At 45.1% G+C, this 25,468-nt stretch carries 20 protein-coding genes; 11 read left to right on the top strand and 9 right to left on the bottom strand.

All coding sequences use genetic code 11. The features are described 5' to 3' along the window. Window positions 1-10 precede the first annotated feature (10 nt). Window positions 11-613, bottom strand: coding sequence for a TIGR04211 family SH3 domain-containing protein (locus ACYX4W_RS06245; protein ID WP_474808855.1), 603 nt, complete (start codon window positions 611-613; stop codon window positions 11-13). A 172-nt stretch (window positions 614-785) separates the two neighbouring features. Here ACYX4W_RS06245 and ACYX4W_RS06250 point away from each other — a divergent pair, with 172 nt between their 5' ends. Further along, window positions 786-2,291 (top strand): CYTH domain-containing protein, encoded by a 1,506-nt coding sequence (locus tag ACYX4W_RS06250; protein ID WP_476075009.1) that lies wholly within the window; start codon window positions 786-788, stop codon window positions 2,289-2,291. A gap of 59 nt (window positions 2,292-2,350) precedes the next feature. Further along, window positions 2,351-3,430 (top strand): helix-turn-helix domain-containing protein, encoded by a 1,080-nt coding sequence (locus tag ACYX4W_RS06255; protein ID WP_476075010.1) that lies wholly within the window; start codon window positions 2,351-2,353, stop codon window positions 3,428-3,430. Window positions 3,431-3,458: 28 nt separating this feature from the next. Here the strand turns inward: ACYX4W_RS06255 and mutH are convergent, their stop codons facing one another. Continuing rightward, window positions 3,459-4,136 (bottom strand): DNA mismatch repair endonuclease MutH, encoded by a 678-nt coding sequence (gene mutH, locus ACYX4W_RS06260; protein WP_476075011.1) that lies wholly within the window; start codon window positions 4,134-4,136, stop codon window positions 3,459-3,461. A 113-nt stretch (window positions 4,137-4,249) separates the two neighbouring features. On the opposite strand from mutH, the gene rppH reads away from it, so the two are divergent. The 7 genes from rppH (at window position 4,250) to ACYX4W_RS06295 (ending at window position 11,738) form a co-directional block, all read left to right on the top strand. Further along, window positions 4,250-4,792, top strand: coding sequence for an RNA pyrophosphohydrolase (gene rppH / locus ACYX4W_RS06265; RefSeq protein WP_474808848.1), 543 nt, complete (start codon window positions 4,250-4,252; stop codon window positions 4,790-4,792). 134 nt (window positions 4,793-4,926) lie between these two features. Then, window positions 4,927-7,218, top strand: coding sequence for a phosphoenolpyruvate--protein phosphotransferase (gene ptsP, locus ACYX4W_RS06270; protein WP_474854455.1), 2,292 nt, complete (start codon window positions 4,927-4,929; stop codon window positions 7,216-7,218). Window positions 7,219-7,221: 3 nt separating this feature from the next. Further along, window positions 7,222-8,028, top strand: coding sequence for a sulfite exporter TauE/SafE family protein (locus ACYX4W_RS06275; protein ID WP_476075012.1), 807 nt, complete (start codon window positions 7,222-7,224; stop codon window positions 8,026-8,028). Between the two features lie 4 nt (window positions 8,029-8,032). Beyond that, a complete protein-coding gene (gene lgt, locus ACYX4W_RS06280; RefSeq protein ID WP_476075013.1) occupies window positions 8,033-8,845 on the top strand; it encodes a prolipoprotein diacylglyceryl transferase in 813 nt (270 codons plus the stop codon). A gap of 8 nt (window positions 8,846-8,853) precedes the next feature. Continuing rightward, complete coding sequence (locus tag ACYX4W_RS06285; protein WP_476075014.1) at window positions 8,854-9,687, top strand: thymidylate synthase; 834 nt, start codon at window positions 8,854-8,856, stop codon at window positions 9,685-9,687. Window positions 9,688-9,696: 9 nt separating this feature from the next. Then, complete coding sequence (locus ACYX4W_RS06290) at window positions 9,697-10,767, top strand: response regulator (protein WP_476075015.1); 1,071 nt, start codon at window positions 9,697-9,699, stop codon at window positions 10,765-10,767. Further along, the gene (locus tag ACYX4W_RS06295; protein WP_476075016.1) at window positions 10,764-11,738 is read left to right on the top strand and encodes a GGDEF domain-containing protein; all 975 of its coding nucleotides are present in this window, start codon (window positions 10,764-10,766) and stop codon (window positions 11,736-11,738) included. Before ACYX4W_RS06290 ends, ACYX4W_RS06295 begins: the two co-directional genes overlap by 4 nt. Window positions 11,739-11,749: 11 nt before the next feature. Here ACYX4W_RS06295 and ACYX4W_RS06300 read toward each other — a convergent pair whose 3' ends face one another. From ACYX4W_RS06300 to rapA, 6 genes are all read right to left on the bottom strand, one after another. Next, window positions 11,750-13,927, bottom strand: coding sequence for a response regulator (locus ACYX4W_RS06300; protein ID WP_476075017.1), 2,178 nt, complete (start codon window positions 13,925-13,927; stop codon window positions 11,750-11,752). Window positions 13,928-14,032: 105 nt separating this feature from the next. Beyond that, window positions 14,033-15,379, bottom strand: coding sequence for an AmpG family muropeptide MFS transporter (locus tag ACYX4W_RS06305; RefSeq protein ID WP_476075018.1), 1,347 nt, complete (start codon window positions 15,377-15,379; stop codon window positions 14,033-14,035). A gap of 100 nt (window positions 15,380-15,479) precedes the next feature. Continuing rightward, window positions 15,480-15,803, bottom strand: coding sequence for a hypothetical protein (locus tag ACYX4W_RS06310; RefSeq protein WP_474827940.1), 324 nt, complete (start codon window positions 15,801-15,803; stop codon window positions 15,480-15,482). A 143-nt stretch (window positions 15,804-15,946) separates the two neighbouring features. After that, entirely contained in the window at window positions 15,947-16,834 is an 888-nt protein-coding gene (locus tag ACYX4W_RS06315) for a DUF3530 family protein (RefSeq protein ID WP_476075019.1), read from the bottom strand. Between the two features lie 145 nt (window positions 16,835-16,979). Then, complete coding sequence (gene rluA, locus ACYX4W_RS06320) at window positions 16,980-17,696, bottom strand: bifunctional tRNA pseudouridine(32) synthase/23S rRNA pseudouridine(746) synthase RluA (RefSeq protein ID WP_476075020.1); 717 nt, start codon at window positions 17,694-17,696, stop codon at window positions 16,980-16,982. A gap of 50 nt (window positions 17,697-17,746) precedes the next feature. Then, window positions 17,747-20,626 (bottom strand): RNA polymerase-associated protein RapA, encoded by a 2,880-nt coding sequence (rapA, locus tag ACYX4W_RS06325; protein WP_476075021.1) that lies wholly within the window; start codon window positions 20,624-20,626, stop codon window positions 17,747-17,749. A gap of 336 nt (window positions 20,627-20,962) precedes the next feature. Between rapA and ACYX4W_RS06330 the strand changes: the two genes are divergently transcribed. Continuing rightward, on the top strand, window positions 20,963-21,754 hold the full coding sequence (locus ACYX4W_RS06330) for a DUF4019 domain-containing protein (RefSeq protein ID WP_476075022.1): 792 nt from the start codon (window positions 20,963-20,965) through the stop codon (window positions 21,752-21,754). A gap of 1 nt (window position 21,755) precedes the next feature. On the opposite strand, the gene ACYX4W_RS06335 is transcribed toward ACYX4W_RS06330, so the two are convergent. After that, window positions 21,756-23,120, bottom strand: coding sequence for a gluzincin family metallopeptidase (locus ACYX4W_RS06335; RefSeq protein WP_476075448.1), 1,365 nt, complete (start codon window positions 23,118-23,120; stop codon window positions 21,756-21,758). A gap of 221 nt (window positions 23,121-23,341) precedes the next feature. Between ACYX4W_RS06335 and ACYX4W_RS06340 the strand changes: the two genes are divergently transcribed. Then, window positions 23,342-25,417 (top strand): extracellular solute-binding protein, encoded by a 2,076-nt coding sequence (locus ACYX4W_RS06340; RefSeq protein WP_476075023.1) that lies wholly within the window; start codon window positions 23,342-23,344, stop codon window positions 25,415-25,417. Window positions 25,418-25,468 lie beyond the last annotated feature (51 nt).

Genomic DNA, 25,468 nt, shown 5'->3' on the forward strand with positions numbered 1-25,468 from the left:
AATGCTAGCACTACATCCATTCGCTGTTTCTACGTTTGCGCTTAGGAAGGTAAGTGAGCATTACACCAAGCAATATCCCCACGCCTGCCACTATGCCACCGCGCGTAAACCAAGTAACAAGCTCATCTTTATTCGCGCTTTCAACCTTGGCGGTTAAACGAATGATTTGAGACGCTTGTTCGTCGTTTGTAGTGGTAAGTTTAGACACCTTTTGACGCGCATCATTAAGCTGCTGACGAAGTCTGGCGTTTTCTGACTGTGCAGCTTGCAGACCACTTTGGCTCTCAGCAAGCTTCTCACTAACTATAGGCAACTGCTCTGCCTGCGACATTGTGTTAGACACAAATTTACTTTCCACCCAGCCTTTACGTCCTTCATCGTCGGTAATTTGCGTGAATTCAGCATCATTGTCGCGCGAAATTACCGTAATAGGGGTGCCAGCTTCAATTGAACCTAGGATACGATAGTTACGACCAGGTCCAGTATGCATAAAGATAAACAAGTCATCTCTTATGTAGTGCGAAGAAGACGCTTCTAAATCAGCGGTATCTTGTAGCGAAAATGCTTGAAAAGAGCATGCAATAAGGGCTGCTGCTAACCACTTTCGAATCATATGGAGTCCAATTTTAGAATTTAAAACGTGAAGATGGTATTGGTTGACCGCGATAAAGGCAAGTTTGTTCCACTTTTGTCTAATTTAAGCGACTTGTTTAACAGCAGCAACATTGCGAAAAGTGATCGACAAGGGTAAGGTGTCAGCATCATAAGCTGTGCTTAGCGCAACCATGTCAGAAATAGAATTAAAATTTGTAACGGGTGACAATGCTCACCAGGCGTTTACCCAACGTGTACTCCCTCTTTTTGAAAAACACAATATCCAGGTTAACTCTCATCGCGAAATGCGCTTAGAGAACGATTATTACGATACGGATCAGCTCGATTTTCAAAATAATAAAATGGGCTTTCGAGTACGTGGTAATAATGGCGAGTACGAACAAACCTTAAAAACCAACGGTGTAGTAAGCGGTGGCTTGCACAAACGCATGGAATATAACGTAAGTCTTGATAACGCAAGGCCGGATCTCACGTTATTCGAGTCGAATGTGTGGCCCGAAGGTTGGGACATCGCAACAAAGAATGCGAGCCTTTCTAAACAGTTTAGTACACACTTTACGCGCAATGCCTATGTGGTTGCTTTAGGCGATAGCCAAGTTGAAATTGTCTTAGACTGCGGTGAGGCTAGTACGGATAAAGCCAGCTCCCCCATCAATGAGATTGAGCTTGAATTGATGTCAGGGGAGATCAACAGCCTGTTTTCTCTTGCTGTGCTAATAAACGACAATATGCCGGTGCGTTTAAGCGATGTGTCAAAAGCCGCGCAGGGCTATCAATTGCTACACGGCTTTAACGCTAAAGTTCGCCATCTGCCAGACTTTCTAGCCCTTAAAGAGACTACCACCACAGAAGAGGCATTCGGCCAAGCAGTGCAAACCGCTTTGGCACATTGGCAGCATCACGAGCATGTCTTCTGCGAGAGTGGCTCTATAAAAATGCTGGCTGAGGTTGCTAAAAGCGTTAGGTTGCTGCTGCAGAGTGTGTCGCTTTATCTACCCGTATTGCAGTGCCCGGAGCTATTAGCCTTGCACAAAAAACTGGTAACCCATGCGCAAAAGTGGGGCTGGCAAGATGATTTACAAAGTTTGCGCTACTTGCTGTCTAAAAAGAGCATGTTTAACAAAACCTTAAGCAAGCATCCAGCGGTAGTAAGCTACCTGCAAGGGCGCCAGACAGGTTTAATGCAGGCCCATGAGCCTGAAAAACTATTTTTCGACAATGATGCTACAGACATTAAGCTTCACGCTATAAGTCTTATACAGAATAAGCCTTGGCAAAAGGTAGCAACGGGGTTTGATCACCCTGTACTTGACCATGCAAAAGGATGGTTATCGCAAGGGTGGCAAACCGTGCAGCAGAGTATGCCCCTCAACAAAACCATGGGGCCAGCTAATTACAGTGCAGCGGAAATAATGCTAAGACAAACCCTGTGGAGCGGTTTTTTGCTTGGTGACCTATTTGTTGAAGAGCGAGGTAACTTTCGTGCGCCTTGGTTAGATTTACTTACTGGCATTGATGAATTAAACGCATTGCTCATGCTGAAGCAATCAATAGACGATGCGGAAGTGGACTCTCACGATGAGGTACGCAAATGGACAGCAGAGAAACTCAGTACGTTAATTCGAATTATGGAGCGAACGCGCACTGTGGCTATGCAACGTGAAATCTACTGGTAACCCATGTCGGTGGACACGTATTGCGTTAGCAAATTTTATCTCAGGGAGGGAGGACGCTGATGACTTCAAGCTACTATGATTATTTTCTTTATTCGCTACTAGGCGTTTATATTTTCTGTTTTGCGCGTCTGTTCGTTCAAAAAGTAAACTTAACCAGCATGCGCTGGCTAATTGGTGCCTTTATCTGCTGGCCACTATTTATGCTAGATGAATGGCTGCGAATCGCACAAGCGAGTTCATTAGCTATCTTGTATGGTTTATCAGATGTATTTGCCGTCATCGCGATTACTTGTTGTTATCGTGCCATAAAGCCCATGTTATTGGCTTATCCTACGGCAAGAAAGCGGCTATGGTGGCCTGCCGTGGTAACGGCAATTTTTCAATGTACCGTTTTACTTATTCCAGTGGGTGACAAACAACAATGGCTTTCATCGTCGCCGAGCGGCGAGCCTTTATTGCTATGGCCAGCCTATTGTGCCTCGCTACTTACAGGCTTTAGTGTATTGCTCATTGGTATTCTTATTACCGAACACATTCAAATGTACCACCGACATTTACCTGAGCAGGCGGTGGACATTAAAAACTTAAAAATGCCTAAGCTTGCCGGAGTAATGGGAAGCTTGGTCGGTGTTGCCTTTATGAGTATTTTACTTGTTACCGCCGCAACCTTTGGTTTTTTCCCCGTACCTTTTTGGGAAAGCTTTCATCACTTAATGATTGGCTGTGCACTGTTAGTGGTATTGTTTTCATTAACCTTTATTCGCCGAACAGCGCCGTCGCCATTGAACTACGAGCGACTGGACGAAGGCAAAGCCACACCGTATGAAATAAGCAGTATTATTTCTAAAGCAGAACGCTATACCATTGAGTCAAAAGCCTATAAAACCCGTTTCCTTACGCTAAGTGAGTTTTGCAAAGGGGCTGATATCGACCCTACATCTTTGGCTATTGCGCTTCAGCTTACTGAAAAGAAAAACTTTAGGCGGTTTATATTTCACTACCGCCTGGAGTATGCGAAAAAAGTGCTGCTTCATAGCGATGCTAAATTAGAGGCTGTAGCAAAACGTCTTGGTGTTAATTCAGAAAAGTTCTTAAGCGAATACCTTGTTAAGCATTTGAATGCTGCTCCTGCGAAATGAAGAATACTTTTATATCATCCCGCACCCTTTAAACACCAAATGCATTGCGCAGTATTTGGTGGGTAAAGGTTTTGCGCAAGTAAAAGCCCCTAGGGCGAGTCTTAATACGCTGGCCCTCTGGTCCTAATGCGTCGGTAAGTACCTTACCATTAGCTGCTTTGGGGCGAATATGAAGTGCCTCGCCTTGTCGAGAGGTAATAGATTCCACCTGTCCTGTGGCAATTTGCTCTACCAATTCTTCCCAATCGTGTCTAAGCATGGCGTCTTCATCCTCATTTGGACGCCAATAAAACCCAGTCGCCACACGCCTGTGTGCTAATGGAATAGCTCTGTCACCTTCAATGGGTAGCCACAACACCTGCTGTAGCTTGTTTCGCACATTGGATGTTTCCCACGTGATACCCGGCGCCATCAAAAGCGGCGCAAAACAAACATACGTGGTTTCCAGTGGGGAAAAATTAGCATCGATGGGTATGGTTTTAAGCTCTATACCTAACTCGGGGAAGTCCTGTTGAGGCTTTGAACCTGCACTGGCGCCAAGCCATTTTTCAATAAGCATGCCTGGCCATCCTTTGTGACGCTGTAAATTGGCTGGGATGGCAACATTGGCCATGTCAGCTAACTCTCCTAAGGTTAAACCTGCAATAGCGTGACACCGCGCTAAAAGACTATCTGGCGAAGATGGAGGCGATGAAGGAGGCTGCATAAAAAGTGGTTAATTTCCTGTTTGAAAGCGAAGGCGAACATTAAGACTATGATTGGAGCATAGTTTGTGGAAGAATGAAAACATATACAAGTATAGTGTGCCCGGGAGTCTATGTGATAGATGCCGATGGATTCCGTGCGAATGTGGGCATAGTGATTTGCAACAAAATGGGTCAAGTATTTTGGGCAAGACGTTATGGTCAACATTCATGGCAGTTCCCTCAAGGCGGAATTGATGAAGGGGAATCTGCTGAACAAGCTATGTACCGCGAGCTTCACGAAGAAGTAGGACTGACACCGAAAGATGTCACCATTTTAAGTGTTACCCGTAACTGGCTTAGATATAAGCTACCAAAGCGATTAATTCGACAAGGCAGCAACCCTGTTTGTATAGGGCAAAAACAAAAGTGGTTCTTGTTGCAGCTAGATTGCAACGAGCGCGACGTTAATGTGCTTAAAACAGGCCATCCTGAATTTGACGACTGGAGGTGGGTAAGTTACTGGTATCCCATTAGAAATGTTGTATCGTTTAAGCGAGATGTATACAGACGAGTAATGAAAGAGTTCTCGCCTGTAGTAATATCTGCGCAACATCGACCTCAACAGCGCCAAAATGTAGCCCCGCATAAGCGTGGTAAAAAACGCAGGCGCGGTTAAGCCGCTAATGGAAAAAGTGTAAAAGGGGCAGAGATGTTAAAGGTGTCAGAGGCAGCGATGTGCAACAGTAAGCGACGAGCAAACTGCAATTACACAAGGATAAACCGGTGAGCCCTCAGAGCCAACAAGGCGCAATGTTAACTACATTAAAACGTATCGTGCAGGAAATGAATCAAATTCCTGCACTCGATACCGCGTTGTTTAGGCTAGCTTCACGTGTAAAGCATACGCTTAGTGTTGACTCATGTTCTATTTACCTTGCCGATTACGACACCCAAGAATTCATCCTTAAAGCTACTGACGGTCTTCACCCCGATGCGGTAGAACAAGTTCGCATTGGTTTTTCGGAAGGTCTTATTGGCTTAGTTGGTCAACGGGAAGAACCGCTTAATATCGTAAACGCGCACAACCACCCTAGATTCAAACACTACCCTGAAGTAAAAGAAGAAAAGTATAACGCTTTTTTAGGTACGCCCATTATCAATCAAAGGCGTGTACTAGGTGTTATCACACTTCAGCAGTCTCAGATGCGACGCTTTAGCGAAGATGAAGAAGCGTTTTTAGTTACCCTTGCCGCACAGTTAGCGCTAGAGATCACCAACGCTGATATACGTGGCGCATTGACTCTCTCTAACTCCACCGACAACATTGCTCGGCAAAAAAATGTGCGTGGTATCGCTGGCTCGCCTGGCTTAGCTATTGGTAAAGGGGTGTCCCCCGATAAGTCTATCAACCTCAAAAACTGGGTGGTTAAGCGCACCCAATCACCACAAGAGCAAATTCAGCTTTACCGCAAAGGTGTTGAGGTAACACGAGGCCATGTTGACGCCCTGTCTCAGCGATTGGATGACGGAATCCCCGACGACGTTAAATCAATTTTCCAGCTCTATCATCACCTTTTAGATGCCAACAGTCTTGGGCGCGAAGTAGAAGAAAAGATTCGCCAAGGTTGGGACGCTGCTTCGTCGTTGAAAATGGTAGTCGAAAGCTACGCGGCTCGTTTTCAGGCTATGGACGACCCTTACATGCAAGAGCGTGCTATTGATATTGTCGATTTATCAGATCGTATATTAGCCAATATTTTGTATGAAGCGAACGGACAAAAAGTTTCTGAGCAGGTTATTACTGAGGCAAGTATTTTAGTCGCTGATGAAGTGTCAGCCCCCATGCTTGCTGAGTTTCCGCGAGATAAGCTCAAAGGCATTATCTCTATTCGGGGCTCGAACAACTCTCACGCAGCCATATTAGCAAGGGCTATGGGCGTGCCTGCCGTAATGGGCTGTCAAAACGTTACACCAGCGCTACTTGAAGACAAAGAAATTCTGCTTGATGGCTACTCCGGGGAAGTCATTATTTCGCCAGAGCGCAACATTAAGACCGAATTTATTCAGCTTATTGAAGAAGAGTCGGCCATTGCGGATAAAATCGACGCAGAGGCGGATAAACCGTGTGAAAGCGTTGATGGTTGCAGAATGTCCTTATACATCAACGCGGGCCTTTCTGCTGAAGTAGAACTTAACGCCGAACAGATTGGGGCAGGCGTGGGTTTATACCGCACCGAAATTCCCTTTATGCTTCGCGAGCGATTCCCTTCGGAACAAGAGCAGGTTCAGCTGTATCGCCAAGTCCTTGAGGCTGCGCCGTCGTTACCCATCACCATGCGTACTTTGGATGTGGGAGGCGATAAGCCGCTACCCTATTTTCCTATTAACGAAGAGAACCCGTTTTTAGGATGGCGTGGCATTCGACTTACACTCGACCATCCCGAAATATTCTTGGTTCAAGTTCGCGCTATGCTTCGGGCAAGCGTAGGGCTAAGCAACCTGCAAATTATGCTGCCCATGATATCTACGGTATCTGAAGTGCAGGAGTCTAAGCGCCTTATCAATCAGGCGTTTTATGAGATATCTGACGAAATTGCGGAATCAGGGCAAACCCTGAATAAACCAAAATTAGGCATTATGCTCGAAGTACCATCGGTACTTTATCAATTGCCCCAGCTGGCCAAGCATGTTGATTTCTTTTCAGTTGGCAGCAATGACTTAACCCAGTACCTACTGGCAGTCGATAGAAACAATACGCGGGTGGCGGGGCTTTACAATAGCTATCATCCAGCCGTACTAGGCGCGCTTTACGATGTGGTTCAAAAAGCTAACCAAAATCAAGTGCCTGTGACTATCTGCGGAGAAATCGCGGGAGAGCCCGCGGGGGCGTTGCTGCTAATGGGAATGGGTTACCGCCGTTTGAGCATGAACGGCTTTAACCTTAGAAAGATAAACTGGCTTATTCGAAAAGTAACGCTTGATGAGTGTAAGCAGTTACTTTCACTAGCGCTAACTTCTGTTAGCCAAGAAGAAGTTTTTGTGCACTTGAATCAGTATCTTGAAACTAAGGGCCTGGGAGGCCTTATCCGAGCAGGTGCTTAAAAAATGGAACCACTCGTTGTAATTGTTGTTAGCTGTCTGATCTTAGGCTCTATTGTCGGTATTCTTGCAGGAATGTTGGGTATCGGTGGCGGCTTAATTATTGTACCCGCGCTGTCATACCTAATGATTCACTTTCTGGGCATGACCACCGAAACGGTTATGCCTGTCGCTATCGCAACATCCTTATCTACCATCATTTTTACGGGTATGTCGTCGGCTTTAGCGCATTATAAGCTGGGTAATATTCAACGTCATGTTGTGCTGTATACGGGATTAGGAATTGCGTTTGGCGCAATTGCCGGAGCGCAGGTAGCAAGTCATATCTCGGGCGAATTGCTTAAAGATGTGTTCGCCGTCCTGGTTATATTGATAGCGCTGCAAATGATTTTTGGCAAACAAAAAGCGTCTGAAAACGAAGCATCCAAAAGAGCGTTAGCCGCTGTTGGCGGTGGAGCAGGCATGCTAAGTGCGCTTATGGGTATTGGCGGTGGCGCATTACTTGTACCCGCTTTAGTGTGGTTTCGTGTTAATGTACGCGCGGCTATAGGTTGCGCCGCTTTTTGCGGGCTTGTTATTGCCGTTTTTGGTACCACCAGTTTTATTATCGCTGGGTGGGGTGAGATAGATGTACCAGAATACAGTATGGGTTATGTTTATCTGCCTGCTACAGCTGGTATTGTTGCAACCTCTATGTTTACCGCAAACATAGGTGCTAAGCTTGGGCAGCGCGTTAATACACGTGTGTTAAAAGCGATGTTGGCATGTTTACTTGTTTTAGTAAGCATTAGAATGATTTTAGGAATTGAATAAAATAATGGAACAGAGCAGTTATCTGGTATTTCCCAGTATCGACCCCGTTATCTTCAGTGTCGGTCCATTAAGTGTCCGCTGGTACGGCTTAATGTATTTGGTAGGTTTTATTGCAGCGTATTTGTTAGCACAAAAGCGCCTATCACAAACTAACTGGAGTAGAGAACAGTTAAGCGACCTGCTTTTCTGGAGTTTCGTGGGCGTGATTTTGGGTGGTCGCATTGGCTATGTGTTTTTCTACCAGTTTGGCATGTTCTTAGACGACCCTCTATATCTATTTAAAATTTGGGCGGGTGGAATGTCTTTCCACGGCGGCTTGTTAGGTGTACTAGTAGCCCTGTTTTGGCGCGCAAAGTGTATGAATACGACCTTCCTTCGTTTAGGGGATTTCGTTGCACCACTTGTACCCATTGGTTTGGGGGCTGGTCGAATTGGCAATTTCCTAAACGCAGAACTATGGGGGCGCACCACTGACGTACCTTGGGCTGTCATTTTCCCTAACGCAGGTTATGTGCCTCGCCACCCTTCACAGCTTTACGAGTTTGCTTTAGAGGGCGTGCTGCTCTTTATTATCCTATGGCTTTATTCTGCCAAGAAGCGCCCAGTAGGGGCGGTCAGTGGCTTATTCTTGCTCGGTTACGGTAGCTTTAGGTTTATCGTTGAGTACTTCAGAGAGCCTGATGCTCATATTGGCTTATACCAAATGGGCCTAAGCCAGGGGCAACTTCTTTGTTTACCTATGATAGCTTTAGGAATAGGATTAATAGTCCGTGCTTATATGCGCGGAAAAGACCGTGTTGAACAACAAAAAATATAAGAATAACGATGAAAGAATATCTCGCATTAATGCGCCATGTACGTGATACGGGTGTGAAAAAGGAAGATCGAACTGGTACAGGTACATTAAGTGTATTCGGCTATCAGATGCGTTTTAATTTACAGGAAGGTTTCCCTTTGGTGACAACAAAGAAGTGTCACCTAAAATCAATCATTCACGAACTACTTTGGTTCTTAAAAGGCGAAACAAATATTGCCTATTTAAAAGAACATGGCGTAAAAATTTGGGATGAATGGGCTACCGATGAAGGCGAGCTTGGCCCTGTATATGGCCATCAATGGCGTAGTTGGGATCGCGGTGACGGTACCTCGGTTGACCAAATTGCCGAAGTGATAGAGCAAATTAAAAATAACCCTGATTCACGTCGTCTTATCGTTAGCGGCTGGAACCCGGCGGTATTGCCTGATACTAGCTATTCACCTAAAGAAAATGCTGCAATGGGCAAGCAGGCGCTACCTCCCTGCCATACGCTTTTTCAATTTTACGTTTTAGAAGGCAAGCTAAGCTGCCAGCTTTACCAGCGTAGCGGTGATATCTTTCTTGGCGTTCCGTTTAACATTGCAAGCTACGCACTGCTTACCATGATGATTGCACAAGTATGTGATTTAGAGCCGGGTGATTTTATCCATACGCTAGGTGATGCGCACTTGTATTCAAATCATCTTGAACAGGTAGAACTTCAGCTTAGTCGCGAACCGTTTGCCCGTCCGACGATGGAAATTAACCCAGATATTAAAGATATCTTTGGTTTTTCATACGATGACTTCACGCTAAAGAATTACCAGTCACACCCACATATCAAAGCCCCTGTCGCTATTTAAGGAGTTACCATGAGTACTCCAATATTGATTTGCGATGACTCGGGCTTCGCAAGGCGGCAAATGGCGCGCAGTTTACCCGACGGGTGGGATGTAGATGCCTCATTTGCCGAGAATGGTGAACAAGCCCTAGCTCTTATCAAAGAAGGTAAGGGCGACGTGGTCTTTCTCGATTTAAACATGCCGATAATGGATGGCTACCAAACTATGGAAGCCATTCGTCAACAGGACTTGCCGTGCTTAGTGGTGGTAGTGTCTGGTGATGTTCAGGCGCAAGCGCGGGAAAAAATGCTCGCCCTGGGTGCTTTAGATTTCATTCGAAAGCCAATTGATAATGATAAGCTTAGTCATATCTTATCTTCCTACGGCATTTATAGCGGTGAGAGCCATTCATCAGGGGCTAACTTACAAAAGGCCCAGGGGCAAAGTGAGTCAAGTGCGCCTAAAGCCAAGGGCCCAGCGAGTAATGAAGAGCAGTTAGACGCATGCCGTGAAATGGTCAATATTGCCATGGGGCGCGCAGGAGAAAATCTAGCCCAGCTGCTAGGTGAGTTTATTGACCTACCCATACCTAATGTTAACTTAATTGAAAGCAACGAATTGTCTATGGCGATTGCCGAGATTAATCGTAATGACAGCGTTTCTGCGGTTTCAAAAGGGTTTATTAGCGAAGGTATAAGTGGTGAAGCCCTGGTTATCTTTAACGATACGAATACGCAAAATATTGTTGAATTGTTGAAATACCCTTCGTCGGCATCGTCAGATAAACTTGCCCTAGAAGCCCTAATGGACGTGTCGAATATTCTAATCGGTGCTTGTTTAAATGGTTTGTCAGAACAACTCAATGTTGCTTTCAGTCATACGCATCCTATCTTACTCGGGCAGCACCAAGGTTTATCAACGCTTTTAAGCGATAACGTACAGCGCTGGGGAAAATTAATGGCCATTGAAATTGGCTATGCGATAAAGTCGAGAGATATTTCCTTCGACCTTCTATTGCTGTTCCCCGGTGATGCTATGAGTCACATTTATGCGCGGCTGTTCGATGATGGTTTTATAATACAAGACAAGGAAAGTCTATGAATGCTTCAACTGGTACACTCGCTGCAGAAACCCTCGTTAGTTCATCTCACGTACCTGCAGAATTACTCGACTCAATTGAAGTAGGGATTGCGGTAATTGATCGCAACTTCAACGTGCAGGTCTGGAATAAATTTCTTGAGGATCATAGCGCTAAGAAAGCGAACGCTATGGTTGGAACTAGCTTGTTTACACACTTCCCAGAAATAGAAGAGAAGTGGCTCAGAACCAAAGTTGACCCTGTATTTAATTTAAAAAGTCCGGTGTTTATCATTTGGGAGCAGCGCCCTTACTTATTAAAGTTCGATTGTAATCGTCCGGTTACTTGCGCCGCTGAGTTTATGTACCAAAACGTGACCATGTTCCCTATTGTAGATAAAAGCGGACGTGTAGAGCGGTTCTGTATGCTGGTTTACGATGTGACCGAGCAAGCCCTGGGCAAACTGGGAATGCAGCATCTTAACGAAGAGTTGAAAACTGCAAGCCGAGTCGATGGGCTTACAGGGTTATTTAACCGCCGCTATTGGCAAGAACGCTTTGATGAAATGCACAAGTTATGCGTTCGACGAGGAAAGCCCAGTACCGCACTCATGCTAGATATCGATCATTTCAAGCGGGTTAATGATACCTACGGGCACCAAACTGGCGACAAAGTCATAAAAATGCTTGCTGCCCTGATTAAACGTTGTGTGCGGGAAACCGATCTGGCGGGGCGTTATGGCGGTGAGGAGTTTGCAATTATCCTTAACGATTCAACGGTAGACGATGCGAAAGCGGTGGCCGAGCGTATTCGACAATTTGCCCAGCGTTTGGTGGTTGAGCATGAGGGCGAATCGATAAGCTTCACTGTAAGCCTTGGGCTTGCCCAGTTTTCTCCCGACTTTAAGGAGTCGATGGCATGGCTTGAGTGTGCCGACCAAGCGCTTTATCAGGCGAAAGAAAACGGTCGAAATCAGTACCGTATCTATACTTAGAAAAACACCATCTATAAAAGTGCAAGACGTAAGGTATTTTTGAGTTCCTGAAAGGTAACAGGCTTCACAAGGTGATATCGAATACCCGCCTGCAGTGAAGCTTCTTTATCGTTTCTGTGGGCATTAGCGGTAAGTGCAATTATAGGGAGGTTAGGGTGCCCTTCTTTCATTATTTTTGCTACTTCCAAGCCGTTAATATCTGGCAATTGAATGTCGAGCAACACGCAGTCAAAGTCGGTTTCGTTAACTCGGCTAATTGCATCGTCGCCGGTATAACTCACCGTCACATTGTGACCCATACTTTGTAGCATATACTCCACCATCTCGGCGTTAATCGGCTCATCTTCAACAACTAATATGTTGGCCTTGGCTACATCTTTTATGACTTTTGCATTATTTGCCGTTAGTTGATGAATGGCGTCTACAAACCGATTTCGGTCGATAGGTTTAACAAAGCTCTGATATATGGGTAGCTCACTTTTGGCGATAATATTGGCGATATCCGGTGTTGCAGACAATACGATGACCGGCGGCACTCGTTCTCCATAGATTGCGCGCAGTGTTTTTACCAGTTCAAGTCCATTCATCCCTGGCATATATAAGTCGGCAATGATGCCCGAGAATTGAAGCAGTTCTTCGTGGAGGTTCAAAAGGTTGGCGCCAGACGAGAATGTGCGAACGCTAAAGCCTTCTTTCGTGACAATAGACTGTAGATGAAGCCTTGAGATTTCTAAATCGTCGACAACCGCGAATTTGGCATTTGAAGGGGTAGATGACACCGATGGTGAATCTTCTACTGGCTTAATAGGCAGTGATATTTTAAATTCAGATCCGACGCCAACGGTACTGCTGACTTGAAGTGTACCGCCAAGTCTATCAATACTGCGTTTGGCAACCGATAGCCCAATCCCCGCCCCTGGGTAGCGCTGACTTTGCGAATGCTCTCCTCTATAAAAGCGCTCAAACATGCGTTTTTGCGTACTATCATCAATGCCAATGCCGGTGTCGTTAATAATGATTACTAGAAAAACTTTTTTGTTTTTAACTAGCGTTGTAACGGTCACGTCAATTAAACCCGTTGAAGTAAATTTCACGGCATTATCGAGAATATTCACTATGACTTTGGAAAGGGCCATAGCATCGGTTTCAGCATAACTTGGCACGCTATGACTGCAGTGCATGTTAAATTCGAGCTTTTTGTCTTTAATCCTTACCGAAAAAGGGGATATGCATTCGTCTAACAAGCTGATCAAGTCTACCTTTGAAAGTTGAAGGTCATCCTCTATGTGATTATTGAGTATATCAGTAAGGTTGTTGGTTAAATTTAGCAGTCGATAACTGGATTGCTCTGCTTGTTGAATTAACCGAGTACGCTGATCTTCCAAATTAGGAATAAGCTCTAAGGCACTAATTATGGCGCTAATCGGGGCCCTAAACTCATGGCTGATAAGCTGTAAAAACTCTTTGTTCTGTAGATCTTGATCATTATCAGCAATAGCAAGCCGTACCTTTGACTTGTTGAGTTTTCGCAGAGATTTCTTGGGTGAGCTTTTACTAATAATCCACGCACCAAGATACCAAAGAACCAGAACAACTGCGCCAAATAAAGTGGTTATCAACATCTTTTGCCGCAGTACCTGTACACGGAGTAACGCCGCATTTTCTTCCGCTTGTAAGGTGCTTAGAAGAGGAAGAAGGCTAAAGCCATCATCAATATAAGGCTTCATTTCAGTAGGGGGGAGCGCCATAAACGTATAAAGCAATATTCGCGTTGTTTTGGCGCTTTCTTCGGCTGTAGCTCTATTTAAACCTTTATATGCCTTTGTAAACTCTTCTTTAGAAACGGGCGCAGGAGCGTCGCTGACCCTCCATCTGTCTTGTAAATATCGATGTAACCCCTGGTACGTTACCTGTAACTGATGGGCTAGAGCGGTATGATTGCCATTATCGCTTTGAGTTTGTCTGTTGAATTGGTGAATTCGATGTTCAGCGGTAATTATACTGTTTACTAAATCACTCTTTTGCTTAAGGCTAGTAATGAAAGACTGCTGTTTGGTGTTTAACACAAACAAGATTGAGATAATAATGGCCGCGAAAAACATAGCCGAGGCGTTTACTTTTGAAAAGGTAAAAGCGGTGGATACCAGTGATGACTTGCGTTGCGGTGGATCAGCCTTGTTTGCGCTCAAATTTCTTCCTTGCAAGAGTTTGTATTAACTACCTTCTTTAAATGTAGGCAACTAATACAAAGTTGCAAGGCCACTAAATGTAGACAACAACAGGGTGTAAGGAATTTATGGCGCTTCGACGCGCTTTATGTGATCTCTTATGGAATATAAAAAGCAAAGGCTTGGGACCACCATGACAGCGGTCAAAATGAAAAACAAACTCCAGTTTCCATTAAGACTATCAACAACTAGACCACTGCTAGAAGCAACCAATGTTCGTCCTGCAACACTTAGTGAGGCCATAAGTGCATATTGAGTTGCGCTAAAAGCGCGGTTACATAAAAGCGATATAAAGGCGACCATGGCAACGGTGCTCCATGCTCCGGTAAAACCGTCGACGACTACAGTGATGGCTAACAGTGAAGTTGAAGGCCCAGTTTGCGCGATAAGAGCAAACAGAAGGTTTGAAGCCGCCATGGCAACCCCTGCAATCATCAGTCCTCGGTAAATACCATAGCGAATATTGACTAATCCACCGAGCAGAGAAAAGACAATCGTCACCCACCAGTTAAGCAGCTTTGAGTAAGTGGCGATATCGCTATTTGAAAAACCCACTTCTTTATAGAAGACGATGCTCATACGACCTAAAAACGCTTCTCCAATTTTAAAAAGAAAAATAAACAGTAAGAATGAAGCAGCCAGCTTGATGCCATTGCGGTTAAAGAACTCCGAAAATGGTGTTATGAGTGTTGTTCTTATCCAGTTAATTGCTGCAGAGCTTTTTGCGTCTACATCCGTTACTTGCTCAAGCAAAGCTTCCCTATCAACAGCGGGTTCATTAGCAAACCAGGTAGCTATTGCCAAAGAGGCCATGATAGCGCCAAGTAATAAGTAAATATCTGGCCAAGTCCAGGAAGTGAGGTCTGCTAAGAAAAAGGGGATAGCGCCAAGGCCACCGTAGCCCGTCCACCATCCAGCTGTTGCTACTGATGATGCAGCAGACATACCATCTTTGTCTTCTTTTTCAATGCAATCAATACGAAAGCCATCAATAGCAATATCTTGGGTGGCAGAAGCAATGGCAATGAGTAAACCAATTAGGGCTACGTAGAATAGGTCTTGGTTTGCGGTAAGTTGGGACATGGCCAGACACAGGAAAACAACAGCGCTTTGCATCAAAAAGATCCAACCTCGTCTTTGTCCTAGCATTGGCGGCTTAAGCTTATCGACAAGGGGCGACCATAGAAAATTAAATGAGTAGGTGGCGAAGATAATACCGAACAAACCAATCGCCGAACGCGATAACCCTTCATCCTTTAACCATGCCGATAATACTGAACCAATCATGATCCAAGGGAAGCCACTGGAAACGCCAAAAAGAAAAATGGTTAAGAAGCGTTTGTCATTGAACGTTTTTAATGCAGTTAGCAATACTTCGGCCTTCGGCGTTGACTCAAAAGTGTATTGAGCCATGAACCATTGTGTTTAGCAATAAAACTGTGGGGGCATGATGAACTTTTAAGCGATACGTTTTAACCCAAGGGGGGAGTATACCGTTGTAAGTGAGCGGAAATTAGGGGCGGATCCCGACGCAATCCAGAGGGCAGTGCCCTAAACCTTCCAAAAAGTTAACACAGTTTGTTAACTCATCAACAAGAAACTGGTCTTTTGTTAGTTTATCTTCATTCCAGTAATGCACTTGATGAAGCAAATGCCAAAAAACACGCTCTTTTTGCGTATATGGCTGGGTTAACGTGCATTCAATTTGCCCCCATTCTTCCATACTATCCCAAAAGAATAGCTCGATCTCCTCGATAGGAAGCTCTCCCTGCCAAAATGCTCGCAAATAGAAACACAGCTGTTTCGCTTTGTTATCTACAAAATCTTGAACATTCACAAGCCACTCAACCGTCGTTGTTTGCTAAAAAATAGTATAGCCCATAACATGACTACCATTGACTTCAACATCCCATTATTCGTATGAATAAAGGTAGGTAACTGTTTTGGATACTGATTTAGCCTAATCCTAAGATAGAGGAATTACCAGCCTAGATGCCTGGTCCAGCCTATGATGCTATTTGCAACTATATGAATGTTAGGGTGTTTCTCAATTTCTTTTATACTAAAGGTTAAAGAATTATTTGGCAGGTGGACTTGCCTATAGTGCAATTTCAGTTCGTTTTTTGCACGAACCTTTCTTTTCATTGCGGTGCTTGCTTCCCAGTCATTAAAGTTTATTAAAGACAAGTCAAGAATGGGAAAGCTGGCTTTCGCGATAGTATCAATCACTAAGTTATTTGTTTTTTCTTGTGGCCAGAATGGCGATATAGCGACAAATGAGTCTGGTTGTAAACCAGGCTGCATTTCTACTGCAGACAAGTAGGCCGTTGCAAGCATTCCTTGCGCAATGACCATGCGGTATCCCGTTCTATCTTGCAAATAATTATCTAAAGCACTGAGTTGCAGCGTTAGTGCAGTCGTTGTTGATTTAAAATCAAGGTACTGAGTCAGTTGATCACTTCTCGGGTGGATGATTGATTCACTACCCATCGATGGGGATGCGCTTTCTGCTTGGGCTTCACTGGTTTGTTCTTCAGTAGTTAGAACCGATGGTGAGCTTGTCGACAAATTAAATGGGCTGATAATTACGTTCCACCCTTTCTCAGCAAGCATACTCGCTAGGCTGTTACCTTCTGCAAGGGTCAAGCTAGATGGAAAGGGTTCAGTGAGTATCACGGCAACACCCAAAGGGAGCGGAGTTCGTGCCTCAATGAAAATAACAGGGGCTTTCTCTTCGCCCACCATTAACGCGTCCACTTCTCCGGGCAAATAGGCATTACTTACATCTGTGAAAAAATCACAATGCGCCGTTACAGGCAGCAGCGATACGATAACTGCAAATGTTATAAGAAGAGCGTGCCTTTTCATAAAAAACGGTTTGCCTTTACCTATTTTTGATTTGCGCGGTTACGGCAGCATCAAATCAATTCATACACCAAGTATTCTAAGAAGGTTATCGGCAGAACCTTATAAAACTGAAATGAAGTCCATAGATAAAATAAAGAACCGCTAACTACTCAATACTTTCAGAAAGGGCTTTGGGGTGGTACTGGCTAAAAGGTATAGGAATGTGAAAATGCTGCCAGTGCCCGAATGTAGGGTGGGAAAAGCTTAAGCTTTCTGCATGTAGCTGCAAGCGAGAGGCCATAGATAACGCTTCTTCATGGGCATAAAGTCTGTCCCCTAAAATAGGGTGGCCTAAAGCAAGCATATGCACGCGCAGTTGATGAGAGCGACCTGTGATGGGATAAAGGGCAACTAAAGAGTAGGGCAATCCATTTTCATCATGGGTACGCTCGACAACGTCAAATTGCGTCACTGCTTTCTTACCGCGCTCGAAATCTACCATTTGCTTCGGTCTGTTCGGCCAGTCGCAAATAAGGGGTAAATTAACCTCTCCACTGTCTTGTGCTACATGACCATGTACTCGGGCAAAATACCGCTTTTTAGTTTGTCGAAGCTCAAATTGTTTTGATATATGGCGATGACTCTCTTTATTCAGTGCCAGCACTAAGATACCCGATGTTGCCATATCTAGCCGATGAACTACCGTCGCGGTAGGGTATACACAATTAACACGGCTAATGAGCGAGTCTCGGTGCTCTAAGGCCTTTCCTGGCACGCTTAACAGTCCGCTAGGCTTGTGAGCTACCACCACATCCTCATCTTGATACAGGATATCAAGATAAGGCGTCATAGGCGGGTTATAAACAAAACTCGGGTTTGCCATTATGTACTCGTTACTTCAACGTTGTTCTTTCAGTGCTTAACATTTTGCATTTACGGGTTGTTCACCACAATACGTATTGCGTCTAGCTGAACATCAGCTTCCTGAATGACCTTATCGAGCGCATTCATTTGCGTTTCAATAAATTCAATTTCGCTATCGCGCACAGCAGGGTTGCGCTTTTGAAGATCGCGCAAGCGCTGTATTTCATCATTCAATGTGCTATGCATATCGTTAAGGGCATCATGCTGCTTTTGGTTAGCCTCATGATGGGCAAGCTTACGTGCTTTCTCGATTGCAAGTTCAAGCGGCTGTTGCAGTGCTTTTAGAAGTTGAGAAGAAATTTTGCGGCCAATTTTACGCTTAACATCAAAACTTAAGTCAGAAGGATTGCCCTGCGCATCTAAACATACCCGCACAGGCGTTTGTGGCAAGAAACGGCCTAATTGAAGCGCTTTCGGCGCTTGTGCATGCAGCACAAAAAGGGTTTCTATCCAGTAGGCGCCCTTCGGTAAAGATAGCTCGGCAATAAAGCCCATACTGCTTTTTCCGTGTACGTCGGTGAGTACTACATCAATCGCGGTATGTACTAGCGGGTGGTCCCAGCTAAGAAACTGTACGTTTTCAAGCGTGGTGGCAACACGGCGCTTGTAAGTGACCGTCATGCCTTCTGGGTCAAGCCCTGGAAGCTGGCTTACCATGGATTCGGTTGGCATAAGAATAAAGCAGTCATTGCCTTTTTCGTCTTGCTGGACGCCGATAGCGTCAAATACACGGCCCATAAAGCGCGACAAATCTTGTTCGCTATCAAGGGTGATAATGTCTTCAAGCAGTTGCTCTACACGGCCCTCTCCAGAAGCATTAAGCTCAAGAAGTCGATCGCGACCGGCTTCAAGTTGAGCCACCAGTTGGCTATTTAGCGTAACGCTCATGTTTACAAGCTCGTCACGGGCACTCATATCGTCAGGGTGCAAGCAGGCACCAATAAGCAAAGGTTTAACGTCGTCAAACACACCAGAGCCGGTCGGACAGGTTTTCTCAAAGGCATTAAGTCCTTCGTGATACCAATCTAGTAAAACGTGCTGCGCGGTTTTCGCTAAATACGGAACGTGAATTTGTACAGTTTGAGTTTGGCCAATACGGTCAAGACGGCCAATACGCTGTTCAAGCAGGTCTGGCGTAATAGGCAAGTCGAACAGAACCAAGTGGTGAGCGAACTGGAAGTTACGGCCTTCACTGCCAATTTCACTGCACAATAGAATTTGAGCGCCGTCTTCTTCGTCAGCAAAGTAATGGGCGGCCTTATCGCGCTCAACGATGCTCATGCCTTCGTGGAATACACTGTGGCGTATGCCGGTTTGCGTGCGAATGACTTCGCCTAACTCTTGTGCAGTACGAGCGCTGGCGCAAATAAGCAGTATTTTTTCTGGCTTAACGCTTTGCATAAAATCTAGCAGCCATTCAACGCGTGGGTCGTGCTTAGTCCAGCTATTAACCACACTTGCCATACGCTCAGGGTATAGTGAATAGGTTAGGTCGCCGCCGCTCACTGCCTCTGAATAAACCTCAGGTAAAGCCAATTCATATGCACTTAGTTTACGCTCTGGGAACCCTTCGATATTGGCACGGCGGTTTCTGAACAACATGCGACCTGTACCGTGACAGTCGATAAGTTGATGCAGCAACGCATGACGATTTTCCGGCGAGCTTAAATCACCTGCATGTTCCATTACGTCAGGCGCGAATTCTGCGAGTTTGCTGCGTTGTTTGTCATTAGGCTCGGCGTCTGAAAGTAATGGCGCTACCGCATCGGCGAGCTGGCTGTATTTCGATTCTTCATCTAAGAAAGCGTCGTAACTATGGAAGCGAGCCGGGTCGAGTAGGCGTAAGCGTGCAAAGTGGCTTTCGTGACCAAGCTGATCAGGCGTTGCGGTAAGTAGCAATACGCCAGGTGTTTGATTCGCTAGTGCTTCAACACATAGGTATTCGGCAGAGGGAGCTTCACTTGACCACGCAAGGTGGTGGGCTTCATCGACAACCATTAAATCCCAACCTGCGGCTTGAATTTGCTGCTGGCGTTTTTCGCTCTTACTGAGGAAGTCGATACTGCAAAGTACCAGCTGGTCGCTTTCAAACGGGTTTATTGCGCCTGTGTCAGCTGTATCGTCATCTTCTAGGCCTTCGCTCTTTTCTATCGCTTCACTCTTCTCAATTGCTTCGCAGCGACTCTCATCGTAAATGGCGAAAGGAAGATTTACGCGGCGCAGCATCTCAACTAGCCATTGGTGCATGAGCGAGTCTGGCACCAAGATAAGCACGCGCTCGGCACGACCAGTTTTAAGCTGCTGGTGAATAATTAGCGCTGCTTCAATAGTTTTACCAAGCCCTACTTCATCAGCAAGCAATACGCGAGGCGCGTGTCTGCCGCCTACCTCTGATGCTATGTGTAGCTGGTGCGGGATAAGCGATATACGGGCACCGGCAAGGCCGATAGTACTTGAGCGCAAATATTCGTATTGATGATCTAGGGCGCGTTCGCGTAAGTCGAACCATTTCGGATTGTCTAGTTGCTGACTAAACAGGCGCTTTTCAGGTTGGTTTAAGCGAATGTGGCTGTCTAGCATGGTTTCAGGTAAACGCACTTGTGCCTTGGTGTCTTCCCGGAGCCCGTGATATATAAATAAACCTTGGCTTTCTTCTTTTTCAGTAATGGTCATTTCCCAGCCATCTTGGCTTTTGACCGTTTCGCCAATTTCGAATATTAGTCGCGTAAGGGGCGCGTCTTGCTTTGTGTATTTTCGCGCTTCGCCTGTTGCCGGATACAACACTTCAACTGAGCGGAAATCGTTACCGATAACCACGCCCAGCCCCAGCTCTATTTCGGTGTTGCTTAACCAACGCTGACCAACTAAAAATTGACTATCTGAACTCATAAATCACCAACCTGTTTTTCGGGGGGCGGTATTGTACGCATTGCGTTGTGATAAGTCATTAATACTAGCTTATTTGATTTACGGTTGCAGGTGGGGGACGTGATTGAGTAACTATACCTCTGCGTCAATAAGACGATTAGCAAGAGTAGTGCCTTCATTACTTCACAGCGAGAATGCTGGTTAGCAAAAGAATAAGAACGTTAACGTATCCATCAGGCTTGCTTTGTCACAGGGTTGACGTAAAACTGTCGTATCACTGACCATGGATATTTCTTACTGTTAACCGCGTTACGTTTTTAACGTATGTGAAGCGCAGCTAACAGGAGGAAGCGCGAGATGGATATGAAAGTAGACAGTCAAAAGCTTATACAACTTCGCAATGCTAAGGCGTGGAGTCAGCAGCATCTGGCAGATGTGTCCGGATTGAGTTTGCGTACTATTCAGCGAATTGAGAAAACACAATCTGCATCACACGATTCAATAGGCGCACTTGCTTCGGTTTTCGAAACGACGCCCGATACGCTTTTAATGGGTGAAACCCTCGCCACTACAAGTCATGCTCAAGGGCAGCCAACCTCGCAAACTTCTACTGCGGGCGAGAATGCCGCAGCTCATCATGCAATTAAACAGCAGCTTGACCGGCCAACGTCGTTGAATCCCCAACATGTTCTTTGGATCACGCTAGCGCTCGCCATCAGTTTGTTTGTGGCTATTTATTATGCGCAAACGGTCAATGCGAACAATGGTAGCAACCAAGTAATCGAAGCTGGCAAGCCAGTTAATGTCAGTAGCGAAGTCCTTGAAGATGCAACAACTTGGCTGGAACTTATCGACAGCGGTGAATATGAACAAAGCTGGAAAGAGAGTGGGGCTATTTTTAGAAGCGGTATTTCAATAGCTAAATGGACCGAGGCGATGCAGCTAGTCAGGGAGCCATTGGGGGCAGCCAAGTCGAGGGAAATCGCATTAACACAAGCGCCAACTTCACTGCCAGGATTGCCTAAAGGAAACTACTTAATTTTGTCGTTCACCACTGACTTTGATTCCCAGACCACAATGAAAGTAGAGACCCTTTCTATGGTGGAAGTTGATGGTGAATATAAAGCAATAGGCTACTTCATTAAGTAGCCTACTCAGGTAACTGGTACAAAGTTTCAATCCCTTGAATGGCTTTGAGAGCATCATCGCTAGTTGCATTGTTTATGGCGTCAATAAGTTCAGGTGCGTTATAAGGCTCAAGTAATGCTAAAAAGGTCGCTGTGCCAGGCGGCATGCCTCGACTCACTGCTTTTTGAAGTCGTTTCCATACGGTGAACAGCGACTCCTCACCTAACGTTTTTTGCTGCACCACGCCATCGATGGCGCGGTGCATTACCATTCCGCACGAGTAATAAAGATTGAAGCGTCCGTTCTTATAAGCGTTGGCTAGCGTGCTTTGCGTTAAACCTTGCGTGCAGCTTTCAAACGCGTGGGTTATACGCCTATCCACATAGCTATTGGCATCTTCATAAAGGTAGTTCATAGCTAGTGCCGCAAAGTAGTCGGCGCTACCTTCATGTAACCACGATTGTTCGTCATTCTCTGAAACACCGGCGGTATTACCTGGCTGATATAAATGTGCTGCTTCATGGGCAAAGAACCACAACGTCTTATTGGCAAAGTCGCTATTCTCAGCGCGTTTGTCCAAATCATTTCGGTTCCAGTGCATAAAAATTTGATTTGGCAGCGTGCCGCCTTGTGAGGAATGACCGTCAACCATGGCGTAAGAAGCAAATAGCATAGGTTTTTCGGTGGCAAGTGGGTTAAGAGAGTGAGAGAAATAAGCCATGATATTGGGCATGTCGTACTTAAGCTTCGCTTGTATGCTCTCAGGTAGGGCTGGGTCAATAAGAGCAACGGCGCTGTCTGTGATCATAGGTTGCTGCTTACCTACATAAACCTGTCTGCCATTATTTTTATCTACCCATGAGGCGCTGCCACTAACTACTTTTCCGTTTAAAACGATATGTTCGCCACTTGGTACTTTAAGGGTGATGGGCCATTCATTATGTTCATCTTTACAAGCATTAGCACAAGCAAACAGACGACCAGAATGAAAAGCATTGCCACCGTTCGAAAAGGGCGAAAACGGCGCATAGTCTTTGCCCAAGTGTTTGTAAGTGGGGGTGAGTACAAAAGAAACCTTAGAAATAGGTTTTCCCGTCTTAGAGCGCACAATTTCTTGTTGTGAAGTGGTGTCGTAGGCAATCTCAATGTCACTAGTTTTTGGTAGCCAGCGAGTGGTTCTAGAAGCGTCAGGATTTCGGACGAATACTAGCTGTTGTGAAGGCTTATCAAGGGTATAGCTTAGCTCCCAATTAGCACCGCTTTCTGTCTGAATTTTTTCAATTACGGTGTCGACCTGGTTAGCGAGACTTACGCCACTCGCAAAGTTAGTGACTATCAACACTAAAAGGGTAAGAAAGGGATGAGCTATAGTTCGAAGGGGGGGCATCACAACTAAAAGATCCTTTTTAAGTGTAGTAATAATGGTTTACTTTCGCGTATTACGAATGTAGCCAATATCAGCGTCTACGCGTGTGTTTCGCAACCAGGGTTAAAATAATGTTAATGAGGGCTGGCTGATTTAATATTAATTTATTTACTGATAGTAACGCACGTTTTGTTTTTATCTGCTATTTAAACTTACATCTAATGAATAATGGAACTTATATAATGCCAAATATAACGGGTGATGTTGTTTCCCTTTTTACCCGTACGTCGGTACCTAAAAAGGCGATAGGGTTGTACTTACTATGTTTGGTTTTTCTACTTGGCACCAATTTCACCTATGCACGCCCTGTTACGCTTGCAACATCAGAGGTAAGCCCCTTTAGCGACAGCCAAGACGTGTCGAAAGGCTATGTGAATGAAGTGGTAATAAGAGCTTTTGAAGAGCTAGGCGAGCCGCTTAATGTAGAGCGTTACCCTCATGCTAGGGCTTTAATGTTGGCGAAAAAGGGCGCCGTAGACGGTGTCTTTCCTGTTCATGACTACGAGCGTTTTAATGACGCATTTCTTCTATCTGATGCTATCCCAGCGGGAGCAAGTGGGTTCCTAATTAGGACGAAAGACTTTAAGAATAGAAGTGAAATACCTAATCTAGTTGAATGGCTCAAACGACAAAACTTGCGAGGAATTGGGTACCTCAGAGGCACAGTAGCGCCGCAATTTTTATCAAATGAAGCGTTTTTCAATATGTACCCAGGAAAGTCTACGGTTAATCTATTAGATTTACTTGGAAGAGAGAGAATTGATGTTTTATTTATTGATAAGTATAGCGCCAAGGAAGCATTAGTTAACGAGCGACCTAGCCTCAAAGGTGAGTTTATATTTATCCCTGGGGAGGAAGTGCAAAGCTCTTTTCATCTAGCGCTTTCAAAACAAAACCCTAAGTCTTCCAAGCTAATTGAGAAGTTCAACCTAGCGTTACAGAAACAAAAACAGAATGGGCTTTTGGCGCGCACACTCGAAAAGTATGGTGTATATAACACTTCAAAAAACGAAGATGCATTAATTGTTGGCGCGCCAGATATTAATGCTGTTTTTAATGCAAAAGCATACCTGGATAAATACGGCTCCCCTCTATCACTGTCAAATATCCAATGGCGAATAATGGATGAAACCGTTTTACGCCGCCGATTGCTCGGTAATTTTTCAGTTAATGAAAATAGCTTTGATTTGGTATTAATTGGTAATTACGGGCTTCCTATTTGGGCGAAGCGGGAAATTCTCGTTCCTTTTAACACGCATCCTGACGATTATGATATTGATGATGTCATTCCTGCAGCTCTTAATGCAAACACCGTTAACGGTAAGCTTTACGGGTTACCGTTTGTCGCTGAAACAACACTGACTTTCTACCGAAAGGACCTGCTTGATAAGTTTAATTTAAGCCTTCCCTCAGTGCTCACATATACCGACGTTAAGGAGCTAGCTCAACAAGTACATATGCCCGAAAAAGAAGTTTATGGCGTAGGGCTTAGAACGCGCGTGGGGTGGGGACAGAATATGGCATTAGTGAGTACCATGGCCAATACCTATGGGGCATCGTGGTTAGATGAAAAAATGCGACCTACCCTAGACAGCACGGCGTGGCTTGATGCAGTGAATATGTATGCTGACCTTGCAAAGAACGTTGGCCCCCCAAGAAATGAAGATATGGGGTGGCAAGAGAACCAAAAACTTTTTGCTCAAGGCAAGTTAGCGTTTTTCATTGATGCCTCTTCTTTAGGCGGCGCGCTATTTGATAAAAATTTCTCTAAGGTTACTCAATCCACTGGCGTTACTTATGCGCCGCTCGGAACGCAACAGAAAGGGGCGCAGTGGTTTTGGTCATGGAATTTTGCCGTTCCGAAACAATCGCGCTATGTGAAAGAGTCCCAGCGACTTGCGCATTTTTTAACATCAAAAACCTTTATTGATGACCTCAAGAAAGTTAGCGGTGAATACGCAGCCCCTTCAGGTACTAGGCACTCTACGTATTCAAGTGCTTATCAGCAAGTCGTGCCTTATGCTGCGTTTGAGCACCAAGCGTTGAAGTTACTTTCAAGCGATGAACCGAGTGAATCCATGATTGGAAGCCAGTTTATCCCTATCCCAGAGTTTACTGCTATTGGCTATGCAGTAGGGGCACAAGTCAATGACGTGGTTACCGGTAAAAAAAGCGTGAAGGCGGCATTAGAAAGCGCGCAGAATCAAACAGAGATAATTTTAGAGCGCGCTGGGTACTTCACGAACAAAGAGAACTAGCTTGTTAGCATTGCGTATGTGAAAAAAGACTAAGACGATTGCGCTTTACAT

The organism is Alteromonas sp. ABH4_454 (assembly GCF_056311775.1).